The organism is Thalassospira xiamenensis M-5 = DSM 17429, assembly GCF_000300235.2.
Taxonomy (GTDB): Bacteria; Pseudomonadota; Alphaproteobacteria; order Rhodospirillales; family Thalassospiraceae; genus Thalassospira; species Thalassospira xiamenensis.
The window spans coordinates 1,860,081-1,874,398 of sequence record NZ_CP004388.1 but is presented as its reverse complement, the minus strand read 5'-3'; the positions used below and the strand labels follow the sequence as shown (position 1 = coordinate 1,874,398).

Annotated in this window: 13 protein-coding genes; 4 read left to right on the top strand and 9 right to left on the bottom strand. The window is 53.9% G+C overall.

Annotation, left to right across the window (positions count from 1 at the left end):
* Positions 1-15: 15 nt before the first annotated feature.
* The 4 genes from proX (at position 16) to TH3_RS22370 (ending at position 4,349) form a co-directional block, all read left to right on the top strand.
* On the top strand, positions 16-1,032 hold the full coding sequence (gene proX / locus TH3_RS08820; protein WP_007089952.1) for a glycine betaine/L-proline ABC transporter substrate-binding protein ProX: 1,017 nt from the start codon (positions 16-18) through the stop codon (positions 1,030-1,032).
* A 205-nt stretch (positions 1,033-1,237) separates the two neighbouring features.
* A complete protein-coding gene (locus TH3_RS08815; RefSeq protein ID WP_007089953.1) occupies positions 1,238-2,104 on the top strand; it encodes an ABC transporter permease in 867 nt (288 codons plus the stop codon).
* On the top strand, positions 2,101-3,120 hold the full coding sequence (locus TH3_RS08810) for a quaternary amine ABC transporter ATP-binding protein (protein ID WP_007089954.1): 1,020 nt from the start codon (positions 2,101-2,103) through the stop codon (positions 3,118-3,120). Before TH3_RS08815 ends, TH3_RS08810 begins: the two co-directional genes overlap by 4 nt.
* Before the next feature lie 158 nt (positions 3,121-3,278).
* Positions 3,279-4,349 (top strand): HD-GYP domain-containing protein, encoded by a 1,071-nt coding sequence (locus tag TH3_RS22370; protein WP_139328162.1) that lies wholly within the window; start codon positions 3,279-3,281, stop codon positions 4,347-4,349.
* On the opposite strand, the gene rfbC is transcribed toward TH3_RS22370, so the two are convergent.
* From rfbC to TH3_RS08765, 9 genes are all read right to left on the bottom strand, one after another.
* Positions 4,328-4,951, bottom strand: coding sequence for a dTDP-4-dehydrorhamnose 3,5-epimerase (rfbC, locus tag TH3_RS08800; RefSeq protein ID WP_007089956.1), 624 nt, complete (start codon positions 4,949-4,951; stop codon positions 4,328-4,330). The genes TH3_RS22370 and rfbC overlap by 22 nt on opposite strands.
* A 12-nt stretch (positions 4,952-4,963) precedes the next feature.
* Positions 4,964-6,154: a hypothetical protein gene (locus TH3_RS08795; protein ID WP_007089957.1), complete on the bottom strand. Its 1,191-nt coding sequence runs from the start codon at positions 6,152-6,154 to the stop codon at positions 4,964-4,966.
* A gap of 82 nt (positions 6,155-6,236) precedes the next feature.
* Positions 6,237-7,391 (bottom strand): polysaccharide pyruvyl transferase family protein, encoded by a 1,155-nt coding sequence (locus tag TH3_RS08790; RefSeq protein ID WP_007089958.1) that lies wholly within the window; start codon positions 7,389-7,391, stop codon positions 6,237-6,239.
* A gap of 145 nt (positions 7,392-7,536) precedes the next feature.
* Positions 7,537-8,535: a UDP-glucose 4-epimerase GalE gene (gene galE / locus TH3_RS08785; protein WP_007089959.1), complete on the bottom strand. Its 999-nt coding sequence runs from the start codon at positions 8,533-8,535 to the stop codon at positions 7,537-7,539.
* A 101-nt stretch (positions 8,536-8,636) separates the two neighbouring features.
* Positions 8,637-9,827, bottom strand: a complete 1,191-nt coding sequence (locus TH3_RS08780) for a polysaccharide pyruvyl transferase family protein (RefSeq protein ID WP_007089960.1) — start codon at positions 9,825-9,827, stop codon at positions 8,637-8,639.
* A 36-nt stretch (positions 9,828-9,863) separates the two neighbouring features.
* Positions 9,864-11,186, bottom strand: a complete 1,323-nt coding sequence (locus TH3_RS08775; protein WP_007089961.1) for a glycosyltransferase family 4 protein — start codon at positions 11,184-11,186, stop codon at positions 9,864-9,866.
* Complete coding sequence (locus TH3_RS08770) at positions 11,173-13,365, bottom strand: glycosyltransferase family 2 protein (RefSeq protein WP_007089962.1); 2,193 nt, start codon at positions 13,363-13,365, stop codon at positions 11,173-11,175. Before TH3_RS08770 ends, TH3_RS08775 begins: the two co-directional genes overlap by 14 nt.
* Positions 13,358-13,513, bottom strand: a complete 156-nt coding sequence (locus TH3_RS23060) for a hypothetical protein (RefSeq protein WP_156962649.1) — start codon at positions 13,511-13,513, stop codon at positions 13,358-13,360. The genes TH3_RS08770 and TH3_RS23060 overlap by 8 nt, the downstream gene beginning before the upstream one ends.
* 11 nt (positions 13,514-13,524) lie before the next feature.
* On the bottom strand, positions 13,525-14,307 hold the full coding sequence (locus tag TH3_RS08765) for a hypothetical protein (protein ID WP_007089963.1): 783 nt from the start codon (positions 14,305-14,307) through the stop codon (positions 13,525-13,527).
* Positions 14,308-14,318: the final 11 nt, after the last annotated feature.

The window sequence follows — 14,318 nt, the reverse complement described above, 5'->3', positions numbered from 1 at the left end:
AACAAGGAGAAGCTAATGACGATCCTGAAGAAACTTTCCACCGGTGCAGCCATTGCTGTGACCAGCTCGTTTCTGATCAGCGGCACTGCTTTTGCCGACAACATGAAACCGGGCGAAGGCGTTGAAGTTCAGCCGCTTAAAAGCTCGATCGCCGAAGAAACATTCCAGACCGTTCTGGTGAACAAGGCGCTTGAAGAACTTGGCTATGACGTCCAGGATATCCAGGAAATCGAATATGCCGCAGGTCACGTTGCCATTGGTAATGGCGATGCAACTTTCATGGCCGATCACTGGAACCCGCTACATGCCGATTTCTACAAGGCAGCCGGTGGCGATGAGAAAATCTATCGCGAAGGTGTATATTCACCGGGCGCGTTGCAGGGTTATCTGATCGACAAGAAAACCGCTGATGAACACAACATCACCAATATCAGCCAGTTGTCCGATCCGGAAATCGCCAAGATTTTTGACAATAACGGCGACGGAAAAGCTGATCTTGCGGGCTGCAACCCGGGTTGGGGCTGCGAAGGTGTGATCGAACATCACCTTGATGCCTATGACCTGCGCGACACGGTGGCCCACAATCAGGGTTCCTATTCGGCGATCATCGCCGACACCATCACCCGTTATAAGGCTGGCGAGCCGATCCTGTATTACACCTGGACCCCTTATTGGGTTTCGGGCGTTCTCGTACCGGGCAAGGACGTTACATGGTTGCAGGTTCCGTTCTCGTCGCTCCCGGGTGAAAACAAGGAAGCCGATACCGCCCTTCCGGACGGTTCGAACTATGGCTTCCAGGTGAACAATCAGCAGATCATCGCCAACAAGGCATGGGCCGAAGAAAACCCGGCTGCAGCGAGACTGTTTGCGATCATGGAACTGTCAGCCAATGACATCTCGGCCCAGAACCTTCGCATGCGCGATGGCGAAAAATCGGCCGAGGATATCGACCGTCATGCCGATGCCTGGATCAAAGCCAACCAGGCGAAATTCGATGGCTGGCTTGAAGAAGCACGTAAAGCTGCGATGTAATCGCGTTAAGGCTTTTAAGCTTTGACGTCTTTGACGTGTAAAGCAGCCCGCCTGAATGGGGCGGGCTGTTTTATTATCAGTTCCTGACGCAAAAAACTGTCAGGAGATGTCAGTCCCTCAAGCAATTAATCGTGCGTAGGCGGGATCATATTGCTAGGCTCCTACGTTCATTGATTTTCTGAACACAACCGGCCGGACGCGCACGATGTTTCCAGAACAATTGAATGTGCCCTTGGGCAAATGGGTCAATCGCTTTGTCGACTGGCTGGTGGTGAATTATGGCGATGCTTTTGAAGCGTTTGCCGACAGCCTGCTGACAATTCTGGTCTGGCTTGAACAAATCCTGCGCGGAACGCCTTGGTGGATCGTGGTGATCGCGGTTGCGGTCATCGGATTTCATGCCAGCCGCAACTGGAAAATTGCCGCCGGACTGGCAATCGCAATGATTGCCATCGGATCGCTGGGGCTTTGGGACAAGGCTATGCAGACCCTTGCCCTGATGATCGTGGCAACGTCACTTTCGGTGATCATCGGCGTTCCGGTCGGTATTGCGATGGCGATGTCAAACCGGCTACGCGCCGTAATGCTGCCGATCCTTGACACCATGCAGACCATGCCAAGCTTTGTGTATCTGATCCCTGCCCTGATGCTGTTTGGGCTGGGCAAGGTACCAGCTATCCTTGCAACTGTGATTTACGCGGCCCCGCCGGTAATCCGTCTGACCGATCTGGGCATCAGGCTGGTCGATGCCGAAGTTCTTGAAGCATCCCGGTCATTCGGAGCCAGCCGCAAGCAAATCCTCTGGAAAGTGCAACTCCCCCTCGCCCTGCCCAACATCATGGCCGGGATCAATCAGACGACAATGATGTCGATCTCGATGGTGGTGATTGCATCCATGATCGGTGCGCGCGGCCTTGGTGAACAGGTATTGATGGGCATCCAGCGCCTTGATGTTGGTGCGGGTATGGAGGCCGGTATTGCGATTGTGCTTCTGGCGGTTGTGTTTGACCGGATCGGTCAGGCTTATGGCAGACGTTCCCAACGCAGTCACAAGGCGGAGGAAAAGCCATGAGTTATATTGAAATCCGCAATATTTTCAAAATCTTCGGCCCGGATCCGCAAACAGCACTTAAACTGGCGCAAGACGGTGCCGATAAGGATGAAATCCTTGCCAAGACCGGCCATACGGTCGGCCTGCATGATGTATCACTCTCTGTCGAACGGGGTGAAACATTTGTGGTTATGGGGCTTTCGGGGTCAGGAAAATCAACCCTGATCCGGCATCTGAACCGCCTGATTGATCCGACGTCAGGCGAAGTCCTTTTTGACGGCACCGATATCCTTGCCATGAGCATCAGTGAATTGAATGCATTTCGGCGCAAAAGGCTTGGCATGGTGTTTCAGCGCTTCGGGCTTTTGCCCCACCGCAGTGTGATCGACAATGTCGGCTATGGTTTGGAAATTCAGGGGAATGATCGCAAACCACGCGAAGATGCGGCTCGCAACTGGATCGAACGGGTCGGCCTTGCCGGATACGAAGATAAATTCCCCGATCAGCTTTCAGGCGGCATGCAGCAGCGCGTGGGCCTTGCCCGTGCTTTAACAACCGATCCCGAAGTCCTTCTGATGGACGAGGCATTTTCAGCCCTTGATCCACTCATCCGCAATGACATGCAGGATGAGTTGATGAAACTTCAGGGCGAGCTTCATAAAACCATCGTGTTCATTACCCATGATCTGGACGAGGCACTTAAGCTGGGCGATCGGATTGCGATCCTGAAGGATGGCAAACTCATTCAGGTCGGTCGACCCGAAGAAATCATCATGCAGCCCGCTGATGCGTATGTACGTGCCTTCACCCGCGATGTGAACAGATCACGGGTACTGCGTGCCCGTACCTTGATGCAGCCCGTTGCAAATGGCAGCGACGTCAATGCGGGTTGGCCCAGGATTGCCGGGGACATGCGCCTTGAAGATATCCTGCCCGTCGCACTGGCGACCGAGGGATCAATGGCCGTGATTAACGACAGGCAAGAAACGGTCGGCATCTTAAGCAAACAACAGGTGATTGCAGCACTGGCCGCATAATTTTTTGATTAGAGGCTTCTAATTGCTTGATAAAATCCTTATATTCATACGAATACAAGCGATAATATCGGGCAGGAATTCAGTCTCATGGCACTTCGTTGACCACCGGAACCCAAAACATATTGCATGTCGTGTGCGAAAGCGACCGCACGGCTTTGATGCCGGTATCCCTGCTTGGTTTTGACATTCGGGTCTCGTCCATTGCTGATAAAATTCCGCTGGATGCGCAAACCATCGTTCTGGATATCGATCTTGCGAAGGCCGATAATATCACCAAGCTGACAGCGTTTCGCAAAACGGCTCCTGCCCGCTGCAAACAGATTTTCGCGATCACCAAAGGCAACCTGCAGGAAGAATTGCAGGCGACCACTCTTGGCGCGCGCAAGACAACGCACAAACCGTTAAACGATGTCGGGCTGGCAAAGATTATCGAAGACATTCGCGAGGCGGAGGGCATATTTACCCCGACAGCGACCAAAGCGATAAACGCAGCAGCAAAGACACTTGAAAAAACCTTCACCCAGTTCGGAGCAAACAGGCCCGTCGACCTTGACGAAGTTGCGGCAACCGGCGAGGAAGTTGCAAAAACCATTGGCGATGTCGGTGTAAATGAATGGCTATCGACGGTGCGGGCCTATCACCAGACAACCTTCCAGCACATCCTGATCGTAACCGGTCTTGCCTGCTCGTTTGCTACTGCAATGGGAATGCGGCGCGGCGATATCGAAAAGCTGACCATCGCCGGATTGCTGCATGATATCGGCAAGGTCGATATCCCGGCTGCAATCCTTGATAAGCCGGGAAAATTAACCCCCGAAGAGTTTGACGTCATCCGTACCCATCCCTTGGCGGGTTACCGGTTCCTTTCCCGGCAAGGCGGCATTGACGAAGACGTTCTGGATGCCATCCTGCATCATCATGAATTCCTGAACGGCACTGGCTACCCTGATGGCCTGTCAGGTGACCAAATTCGTGATCTGACCCGTATTCTGACCGTTTGCGATATCATGGGTGCGCTGCTTGAACGGCGATCCTACAAAGAACCCTTCAGCGTCACAGAATCTTTATCCATCCTTTTGCAAATGGCCAACGACGGCAAAGTGGAAAAGGTCCTCGTGCACGCCCTGGGCAGGACGCTTGAAAAGAACATCAACGCAATCAACGATAAAATCCCGGACGAAAGCCTGATTGCGCTGGCCCCGCTATATCAATCACCCGTCGACGCGTGATAACGCCCGATATCCCCGGCAAGAGCATGATGCGCCGCCGCCGCACGCGCAACATCAACTGAAAACAGTTCGATCAATGCGGGCTGCGCTCTGTCTTTTTCCGATAGTACGGGCTGCTGACCAAATAATTCCCAATCGATCTGAAGATCAGGGTCATTCCACGCGATCCCACGGTCATTTTCAGGGCTGTAATAATCCGACACCTTGTAAATCACGGTGGTGTCGGGCCTCATGGTACGGAAACCATGGGCAAACCCCGGCGGTATCCATAGCTGATACCAGTTTTCCGCCGACAGTTTGATCTTGATATGCTGCCCGAAAGTCGGTGAATGCGGGCGAATATCAACGGCGATATCCATGATCTCCCCCGTTGTCACCCGGACCAGCTTACCCTGAACATGGGGTTCGGATTGGTAATGCAAACCACGAATGGTGTTGATCGGTTTACTGATGGACTGGTTTTCCTGCACGAGTGTTACATCGCCAATTGCCGCACGAAATTCATCCTCACGGAAGGTTTCGGCAAATGTTCCACGCGGGTCACGATGACGGTTGGGGACAAAAAGCACCGGCCCGTCAATGTCAAAACGATCAAATTCCATGGCCTTATCCTTTTACTTCCTGATGGAAACGGGGAAACGTACCAACTGTCGCGGCACCCGCCACTTCCCGTTATGAGGCTTTGGGATCAAACGCACGAACACGAGGCTGGCCTCGTCATCCACCGTGCTGAAAAGCCGATCCTGACTGTCTTCATCAATCATGGTGGCATATGCCGCAAACGGATCCCCCGGTCCGGCATCGGGGTCCAGATCCTCATCCAGAAGGAACTGCGGATCCGACCAGTTTTTCATATCTGCCGACGTCGAATAAAAGATTCCGTGACGATCTGTACCGTCCTTGTTGCGTTGCCGGTGCTGATAGATCGCAATAAAGTTATTGGTGCCTTCGTGTCGCACCAGCCCCCGGATCGAGGTAATGCCTCTTGGCCCAACGCGGGCGCAATCAGTCTGTTTGACATGCCATCCGTTTTCAGTCAGGCGGGCAGCGTCGATGAAATCCTCGCCATCCCAAACCTGCCAGCTTGACGGGTCATTGGCAGGGGCGCGGACCAGACAATTGCGCGAATTTTTCCATTCCTCTTCCCGTCGCCAGACAATGGCATAAAGATAATTCTGCCAATTGATGATGTTGGTCACGGTTACGTAGCTTGGCGCACGTTTGCGGTCATCGCGATAAGGTTCGGGTGGCGGAAAGGGTGCGTGATGAGGCGGTTTGCCAAGATAGCTGAACGTCTTGCCGCCGTCGGTCGATTTCAGGGTCACAAGTCCATTGATCCAGCAATCAATGCGCTTGGTCCTGTCCTTGCACGGCATTTCGTGCCGATACGGCATAAAGCTGGCACTGCCAAGCGCGTAAACATCCTTGCCGTCGCTGGTATAGATCGCGTGAATCCAGGTGCGGTCATCCAGAAGATCGGGCTGTGCTTTACCGGCCGCCATAAACCGGCTGTCGCAATCGGGTTTCAGGCTGTCAAAACCATAGCCGACAAAGGCGCGATTTTGGAAGTTGGGTGCGAACATGATCATGCGCCCCCTGTCGTCGCGAAAGGCGCGTGCCGGCGCATCGGGCAGATGATGCCCGTCGCATCCGGCAACGTCGCTATCGAAAATGACCTTTTCCGACCCGGTGACGGTAAGTTCCAGCGCCGCAGAATTCGGCGATGAAAAAGCAAGTATGCCGCCGCCCGACAGCACGGTTGCAATCAATATCGTCGCGTAGCGGATATGCGATCTGTTTAACACTTATCCATCCATAGCCGTTCACAATGAAAAGAAAACCGGGCATGACCGAAACGAGGAAACCGGTCATGCCCGAGCAGCATGGTTACGCCGCCTCAACCACGTAAGGGGTCGGAGTTGCACCAAGGCGGTGCGCCATGCCGTTCTCTTCAAGGAAGGTTTTAAGTTCGCCAAACCGCATCTGGTAGGTTTCCTCGAAATGGCCGAAATCTGCCTGATCCCAGGCTTCTTCGAAGGAAAACTTGTCGATATAGCGACCGTCGACATGCGGAATGCCCAGCGTTTTGACAAATTCGCGAGTTCGCGTGTCGTAGGTGATGTAAAGCGCAGGCACTTCGTTGGCGAGCGCCAGAAGATTACCATGCAGACGGAAGCCGGTTACGGCATCAAGATGCCGTTCTGCTTCCTCGAAATCTGCCACCGTTTCGAAAACCGCCAGTGACGATTTATACAGTTGCAGGATCGGGTCGTTTTCACCGTAAAGCCAGCGTTCCTTGATAAGCTGATTGACGGCCTTTGCCATCACTTCGTCCGCGTTGGCAATCTGGTTGCAGCGGGCATAGAAAATGGCCTTTTCTTCCAGTTCACCCGCACACAGGAATTCGGTCTGATATCGTTCCGCAAGTGTGCGCATCAAATAGCGTTGCAGCGTCCCAAAACCATGTGTTTTGCGCCTTAGGGTAAAACCAAGCCTTTTAATTTCGTTGGCCTTGATGCGGGGGAGACTGAGTTTCGGTTTGCAGTGGCGGAACGCCGTCGGACACCCAAAAACGCGGACATTCTTGATCCCGATCGAGTTCAGCGCCTTTTTCGAAAGATTCCCGCGCACCCCCAGCGTTGCCGACCGATGAGATACGATTTGAAGGAAACGCTTGGTCGACTCATTGACGTAGTCTTCGGAATTGTCAGGTGTTTGCACACCAATACCAAATGCAATTACCGGAACTTTGGTTCGCTCCAGCACTCGAATGATCGGGTCCCATTGACCGTTGGTATGGATGTAATTCGATCCGCGCAGAAACAGATAATCAAGCTGGTTGATTTTTTCGATCTGGGCTTCTGAAATATCGCCATTGGCCGAAGCATAAATAGGATAGAGTTCAGCGTAATCAAGAATTCTCAGGGATGAGTCATAGACGAAGCAGTCACCGATATTGGTAAATAGCCGAGTGGCTTTTTCCGGGGATCCAAAAGTATGCGTTACCACTCCGACATTTTCGACAACTCTGCCTGCCGGCATGAGAACGCCGATACGGGGCCTCTGGCCAGTTGAGGGGGTTATCTGGCTCATTTCTGGTACTCCTGCTATGGCGGTTCGGGCCATTTTGATCCTTCTGAACCGCTTGCTCGTAATGGACGTTTCCTCCCTTTCTGGCGCTCGGGTGTTATGCGGCGTCGACCACCTGACGGTTTTTCAGGCTTTCCTCCCAGTCAAGGGCATGACGCACGATCATTTCAAGATCATCATGTTTCGGCACCCAACCGAGTTTTTCACGAACACGGTCTGCTCCGGCAATCAGCGCCGCGGGATCACCCGGCCGGCGTTCGGCCAGTTTGACCGGGAAATCAACGCCTGATACTTCCTTGACCGCCGAAATCACTTCCTTGACGGAGAAACCGCGACCGTAACCACAATTCATCACGTCGCTTTCGCCACCATTTTCCAGATATTCCAATGCAAGAACATGCGCATTGGCAAGGTCGGAAACATGGATGTAATCGCGAATACAGGTGCCATCGGGGGTTTCGTAATCTTCGCCATAGATTTCCAGATGCGAGCGGACACCGGTCGCCGCCTGGCTTGCAATCTTGATCAGATGGGTCGCCTTGCGTGACGTCTGCCCTGCCCGACCTTTGGGATCCGCACCGGCAACATTGAAATAGCGCAATGCGACATAATTCATGTCATGGGCAACCGAGGCATCGGCCAGCATCTTTTCCGTCATCATTTTCGACGTGCCATAAGGCGAAATCGGTTTTGACGGGAAATCTTCAAGTATCGGGGTTTTGGCCGGTTCACCATAAACACCTGCGGTCGAGGAAAAGATGAAATGCCGGATACCGGCATCAACAGCGGCCTGTGCCAAAGCACGCGAATTCACCGTGTTGTTGTAGTAATAATCAAGCGGATAAACGACCGATTCCGGCACGATGATCGAGCCCGCAAAATGCATGATTGCCGTCACATCGTGATCGGTGATGAGTTTGCGAACCAGCTCATAATCGCCGCAGTCACCTTCGACAAAGGCAGCCCCGGCCGGAACAGCCCAGCGGTGCCCCTGACTAAGGTTATCGAGGACGACGACATGTCGCCCGGCATCCAGAAGTGCAAGCGCTGCGTGGCTACCGATATAACCTGCGCCACCCGTTACAAGTACAGTCATTGCCGTGTCTCCTTGCTATCGCTGCCCGTTTGCGGACATGCTTGTGGTGGCACAGCCATTCCGCCCGATAGTACGGTGCGAAATGGCTGCACCGGGTTTAATCAGGCGACCTTGCGCTCGGGCTGAGCGTCTCGGGCCATCACATCGACCATCTTGTGATCGATATTGTTTTCCGTCAGGAACGTTGCCATCTCGCGATAGGTTTGGAACCAGGCGCGATTGAATTTGTCGAACAGATCCTGATTCCAGTAATCCTCAAGCACGAATTCCTTTTTCGAGAACACGTCATAGGAAGGAATCTGATAGGTTTCGGCAAATTCCACAGTGCGGCTGTCATAGGTGAAATAGATCGATGGAACACCGTTCGACAACGCCATCAGATTGCCGTGCAAGCGATAGCCCAGAACACAATCCTTGGTACGGACCAGATGTTCGTAATCGGCCACGACATCGGAATAGAACAGCTTTTCGCGATACAGCTTTTCCATCGTCGGATCGAGATACCAGTTCTTGACCCAATCGTTGTTTTTAAGGGCCTGCATTGCCTCTTCTTTCTGGGCATTGGTCCCGAAAACCAGTTTCTTTTCTTCGGGTTCGCCCTGGGCCATCAGGGTGATGTCATCGAACCGATGTGCCAGTTCCTTGACCAGATCGCGATGGAAAGTCAGATACCGTTCAATGTTCTGTGCGTAGGCTGGGGAAACTTCGCGCCGCAGGGTGATACCGACATTGCGTACAGCGTCAAGCGACGGGAGCTTGATGCGCATGTCCGGATTATTGGACCGGAAGGCCGTCGGACACCCGACAATGCGAACATTGGTAATACCCAGATCCCAAAGAACCTGGGCAGTGTAAGCCCCGCGCACACCGATTGAAGTCGTGGAATCGGCCATCATCCGCAAGACGCGTTTGGTCTGGTCGGACAATTCCAGCTTGCCCTTGACCGGAGCCTGCGCACCGATACCAAAACCCAGAACAGGCAAGCGCAGCCGTTCGAGGACTTCGATGGTATTGCGCCAATCCATGTCAGAATGGATATAGTTCGACCCACGCAGGAAGACGTAATCGTATTCTTCACGCAGACGATCAATATCTTCCATTTTGGGCTCTGCAATCGGCAGAACGCCAAGTTTGTCATAATTCATCAATTTCAGTGATGAATCGTATACGAACGCATCGCCAATATTGTGATAGTGGTCGATACTACGTTGAATATCCTGATAATTGTACCAGCGGACACAATCATGGTCGTAGACTTCGCCCGATGGAATCATTACGAGAACGCGCGCCATAGTATTTCTCCTTGGCTAGGTGACTTCTGATTATCGTTATGCCGTGCTGGCGACGGAGTGCTGCGACACAGGAGTCACAGACATCGGGCGGGTCTCGAGAACCTCCCGGTACTGCGCGAGATGTTGCTCGGCGCAATCGATATAGGTCGGCGGGCGAGGAATCCCCTCACGCATCCGATCCCAGATTTTATTGTCGGTAAGGGCATCAACAAGACGGTCGGCAAGGTCTTCGGCACTGCCGACACGGAAATGCAGACCATTGACGCCATCAGTAATTTTTTCGGCCATGCCACCGATGTTGGAACAGATCATCGGACGCCCATGGAAGAAGGCTTCCTGAATGACGATCGGTGAATTTTCCCACCAGATCGACGGAATGATCGTCCAGTCGGCAAGCTCCATCAGTTTGGGCATTTCGCTGTTCTGATAAGCGCCATAGAACCGGACACGTTCACCGGCCTTTTCGATCAGGTCGTGAACTTTTTCCTGATATTCAATGGGTTGTCGTTCAAGGTTGCCACCAAAGATCATCATCCGGGCATCATCCCCCCAGATGTCATCAGGCACACGGCCCACCGCATCAAGCAGGATATCAGCACCCTTGAACATGGTCAGTTGACCAAAGAACGCGAAACGCGACCGGCGTGGTTGCGCCTTGGAAAGTGCCCGGGTATTTGCCGCCTCCTTGACGTCCAGACCGTTTTCGATCACCGACATCTTGTCACGATCCAATCCCCAGTCGACAAACCGGTCCGCCAAAAAATCGCTGGGCGACACATAATGATCGGCCAGATTAAGCATCGCCTTGATGAACCGTTCACGACGCAGGAAGGATGCCGGCGAGATGTTCTGGAAACAGCCGTTACATTCGATGGGGCTTGCCCGGTTGCAAAGCTTCGTCCCGCCGCTTTTTACCATCTGTCCATGGTTGTGACAGATCGTCAGGAATTCGTGGAAGGTAAAGAAGATCGCCGCATCCGGCAGGGCTTCGCGGATCGCATAGATCGTTTCCAAACCGAGGCCGAGATAGTGGTGAAAATGCACAACATCCGGCTCATAATCGCGCACAAAGCGCAACAGATCGCGATCAATTTCGTCAGTATTCCCGTTCGACAGCAGAAAATGATCATAGTTTTCTGCATGATACAGGATTTCGTTATCTTTCTGGCGCAAGCTCATCAGTGCAGACGCACCGTGACGCGGCACCGGATGACCGACACGGGCCAGATAGAAGCTTTCCACCCCGTCCAGTTCGTTCAAGCCTTTATGCAGGTTGTAGGAGGCCACTTCGGCCCCGCCCAGCGACATGCTGGGATGTCCGTGAGAAATGATGAGGACACGCAGGTCAGTCGACGGCATGATTGTGGCTCCGCAAATTTGAGACGACCAATGACCAGCGGCGATCAAACGCCCAGCGGTCAAGACGATGCGAAAGTTCCTCCCAGGCGGGGGCGCTTGTTATCGATTGTTCGCTCCCCAGGACTTCGATTTCCGGAATCCACCATGACGCCGTTCCGCCCATGCGCAGTTTCAGCGCAAGGTCGAGCCCCTTTTCCGACGGGCCAATATAGCCACGGGTAAAACCGTTTATGTCTTCGAATGCCTTGCGCGGCATGACGCAGCATTCCGGGGTTCCGGCACTGACTTCTGTCGGTTCGGCGTCGGCCAGAACGGCACGCGGATAACCGACATAACGATCCGACAAATACTGCCCGTCAACATCGCCCTCGATCCAGGTGCCTGCCCAACGGACGGAATCATCTTCAAACAGGATCGTCGGACAGACGACGCATTTGCTGCCGCGTTTGCGATAAGCCGCCAGCAATGGCTCGAACCAGCCTGTGTCATGCGGCAGGATGTGTGCTGACACCAACGCGATTGTTTCGGAATTCGTTGCAGCAACGCCAACCTCAAGCGCATCGCAGAAATCCTCGACGCCCTCGGCAAAAACGATGCGGACATTAAGTTTGTAAAAGGCCGCCAGCCTCATCATGTCGCTGCCGACCTGATCAAAACTTTCGGCGGGGCCTGCAATCACAATCGGCAGATGGCGCGTGACCTCATCAAGGCCAAGCAAGGCAATAGTCACACCGATATCGCTAATCGTGTCGTCAACACCAACGATCAGGGCAACTGGCGCGTCTTCATCGAAATTGCCGATATCATGGGTATCGATGGCAAACGGGTTTTGCGCCGTCATGTTCTGCAACATCGGCCCAAACTGTCGTTCGATGCTGTTTGATGCCGTAACCGAACGCGGATCAAGGGACGGCAGAACCCGCGACAAGGCCTGTCGCGCCGACGCACGGGTAGGATTTAGCGGGCAATAGGCCGGGAACGCGTCGGATATGGCCAGTTCCAGATAAACCGGCTGATCGGATGACGGTGTATCTTCCAGCGGACAGAACACCAGAAAACCATGGCTGTTGCGTGCCGGGTTAAGCCCCGAAAACATCGGATCGTTCAGAAATGCATTGGTAACGTCGGGCCGTGACTGCCGGGTCCAGCGATCATCAATCCGAACCGCTTCACCGCCAACGCGCAACATGACGGTTTCAACCGCGCGATCCGGGTCAAGCATCCAGCCCGATACCAGAATGCCACTGCCTTCTATCACCAGCGAAAAGTCGATCCCGATCCGCACCGGACGATCCAGTTCGGAAACAGTATCGCGACCATCGAAGCGATGGGCTGCCATCCGGATTTGCGCAAGGATGTTATCGGGCGCCTTTACCCGATCCAGAACAGAACGGATATGTGCAGGCACGTCTTGCAAGGCAACCAGCACGCGCTGCTGATAAACCTCGATCGAGAACCAGCCATCACGACCACGGAAATAAACGCGCTGCAACTTGCTCGGATTGATCCTGGTGTCGCCAGCCATAAGCCCGGTAACGCCCGATGCATGTTCACCAAGATCATCGCGTTGAAATTCAGCACTGGTCAGTTCGGCAAGAACCGGGCCTTCGTCTATCGCGATCACGCGGGTGCGGCCGGTCGGGAAATTGCTCGACCAGCCCTGAATGTAAATATCGCCTTCTTCCAGACCACCCAGAACTTCGATAAAGCCGTTGCTTCGTGCAGCAATCCGGACAAGGGCAGCCACAGTGCGCAGACGCTTCTTGTTCGGGTTGCCAGCCAGAAGCGCTTCGATAACGCCGTCAATCACGGTCGCGAATGCCGACCCGGATTGCTCGGCCACGGCAGATAGAATGGATTCAAGTCCCTGCGAGCGGCTTTCAATCCGATATTCTCCGGGCTGTCCCGGTGCCTTGAACAGGGCCGTTTTCAATCGGCGTTGCGATACATTCTGCATCGGCAGAAGTGCGACAAAACCAAAAGCAGCCTCGGGTGGGCCATCGGCACGACGCCAGCTGATGATTGATGCCTGAACCTTGGCATCAGCTTGACCGTTCAGGAATACATCGATTGTCGCGGGCATCGCAGCACCGACACCCGCCATAAGCGCAAGCCCGTCATCGACCAAAGCGGCCACAACGGTCCTGCCGTCCAGCGGCATTCCAGACGGTTCAGTCATGCCCTGCCCTCCTTGTCATTTCTTGTGATTGTGAATTGAAAAACAGTTCAGCCAGACCGAACGGCACCGTCATTACAAATGACGGCGCCGAAAAATCCGCGCTGCCGCTACTTTCGAGCAATTCGCTATGATTGGTGGCCTTTGTCATGACGCCCTGCCTCACCAAACCATTGCGCCGATGGAAAGTCCGACCGTCACACCAATCAGGCAGGACAGCACCAAAAGCGGCGTTTTCAGATCGTTGCGATGCCGCTCGGTCAATACGGAAAGACGTTCGTCAAATCCGCCAAGTGACTTGTCGAAGCGAACCAGGAAAACTTCCAGTTCCTCAACACGACGGGTCAGTTCGTCCTGCCCGGTACGAACAAGCTTCACACCGGCCTCGATCCCGTCATCGGCAGACGCCAGTTCATCCATGCGCTTGGATGCATCAACAAGGCGCTTGGCGGCTTCACGCTGACCATTTTGCAAAATGTGCTGAGCCGCCAGCAAACGATCAAGCCGGTCCAGAATTTTCGAAAGCGGCGCGTTGACGGCCGATTGCGCCTGCTGTTCGCTTTGCGACGGAATGCGCAACTCGATCTGATCGCCGGTTTCAGGCGCAATCGCGAAAACGCTAACATTTTCAACACTTGCCAAGGCGGCTTCGGGGAGCTCCACCTCGAATGCGTGGGCACCGTCGCCTATGCCATTACGGCGCAGGTCGACACGCTCGTTTTCGGCCTTCATACGCAACAAGGTATGCCCGTTCAGACGAACGATAACTTCGATGCGCGCATCCGGGCGTTCCGGGCACCAGACCCAGCCAAACAACCGTTGACGGTCAATCGCATCAACGCGTCCCTCGATTGTCGGGATCGCCTGCTCGGCATCGTTTTTTGCCGCATCATTGGCAACGGGCTTTGCAGATGTCTCTGATAGGTCTTTCTGGGCAATCGCCATGAATGCCTCCT

What these genes read in the sequence shown, in the direction of transcription:
- TH3_RS08780 (WP_007089960.1), bottom strand. Translation starts at nt 9,827, where the DNA reads ATGGCGCGCGTTCTCGTAATGATTCCATCGGGCGAAGTCTACGACCAT.
- TH3_RS08775 (WP_007089961.1), bottom strand. Translation starts at nt 11,186, where the DNA reads ATGCCGTCGACTGACCTGCGTGTCCTCATCATTTCTCACGGACATCCC.
- TH3_RS08810 (WP_007089954.1), top strand. Translation starts at nt 2,101, where the DNA reads ATGAGTTATATTGAAATCCGCAATATTTTCAAAATCTTCGGCCCGGAT.
- galE (WP_007089959.1), bottom strand. Translation starts at nt 8,535, where the DNA reads ATGACTGTACTTGTAACGGGTGGCGCAGGTTATATCGGTAGCCACGCA.
- TH3_RS08770 (WP_007089962.1), bottom strand. Translation starts at nt 13,365, where the DNA reads ATGACTGAACCGTCTGGAATGCCGCTGGACGGCAGGACCGTTGTGGCC.
- TH3_RS22370 (WP_139328162.1), top strand. Translation starts at nt 3,279, where the DNA reads ATGCCGGTATCCCTGCTTGGTTTTGACATTCGGGTCTCGTCCATTGCT.
- proX (WP_007089952.1), top strand. Translation starts at nt 16, where the DNA reads ATGACGATCCTGAAGAAACTTTCCACCGGTGCAGCCATTGCTGTGACC.
- TH3_RS23060 (WP_156962649.1), bottom strand. Translation starts at nt 13,513, where the DNA reads ATGACAAAGGCCACCAATCATAGCGAATTGCTCGAAAGTAGCGGCAGC.
- TH3_RS08765 (WP_007089963.1), bottom strand. Translation starts at nt 14,307, where the DNA reads ATGGCGATTGCCCAGAAAGACCTATCAGAGACATCTGCAAAGCCCGTT.
- TH3_RS08815 (WP_007089953.1), top strand. Translation starts at nt 1,238, where the DNA reads ATGTTTCCAGAACAATTGAATGTGCCCTTGGGCAAATGGGTCAATCGC.
- TH3_RS08790 (WP_007089958.1), bottom strand. Translation starts at nt 7,391, where the DNA reads ATGCCGGCAGGCAGAGTTGTCGAAAATGTCGGAGTGGTAACGCATACT.
- rfbC (WP_007089956.1), bottom strand. Translation starts at nt 4,951, where the DNA reads ATGGAATTTGATCGTTTTGACATTGACGGGCCGGTGCTTTTTGTCCCC.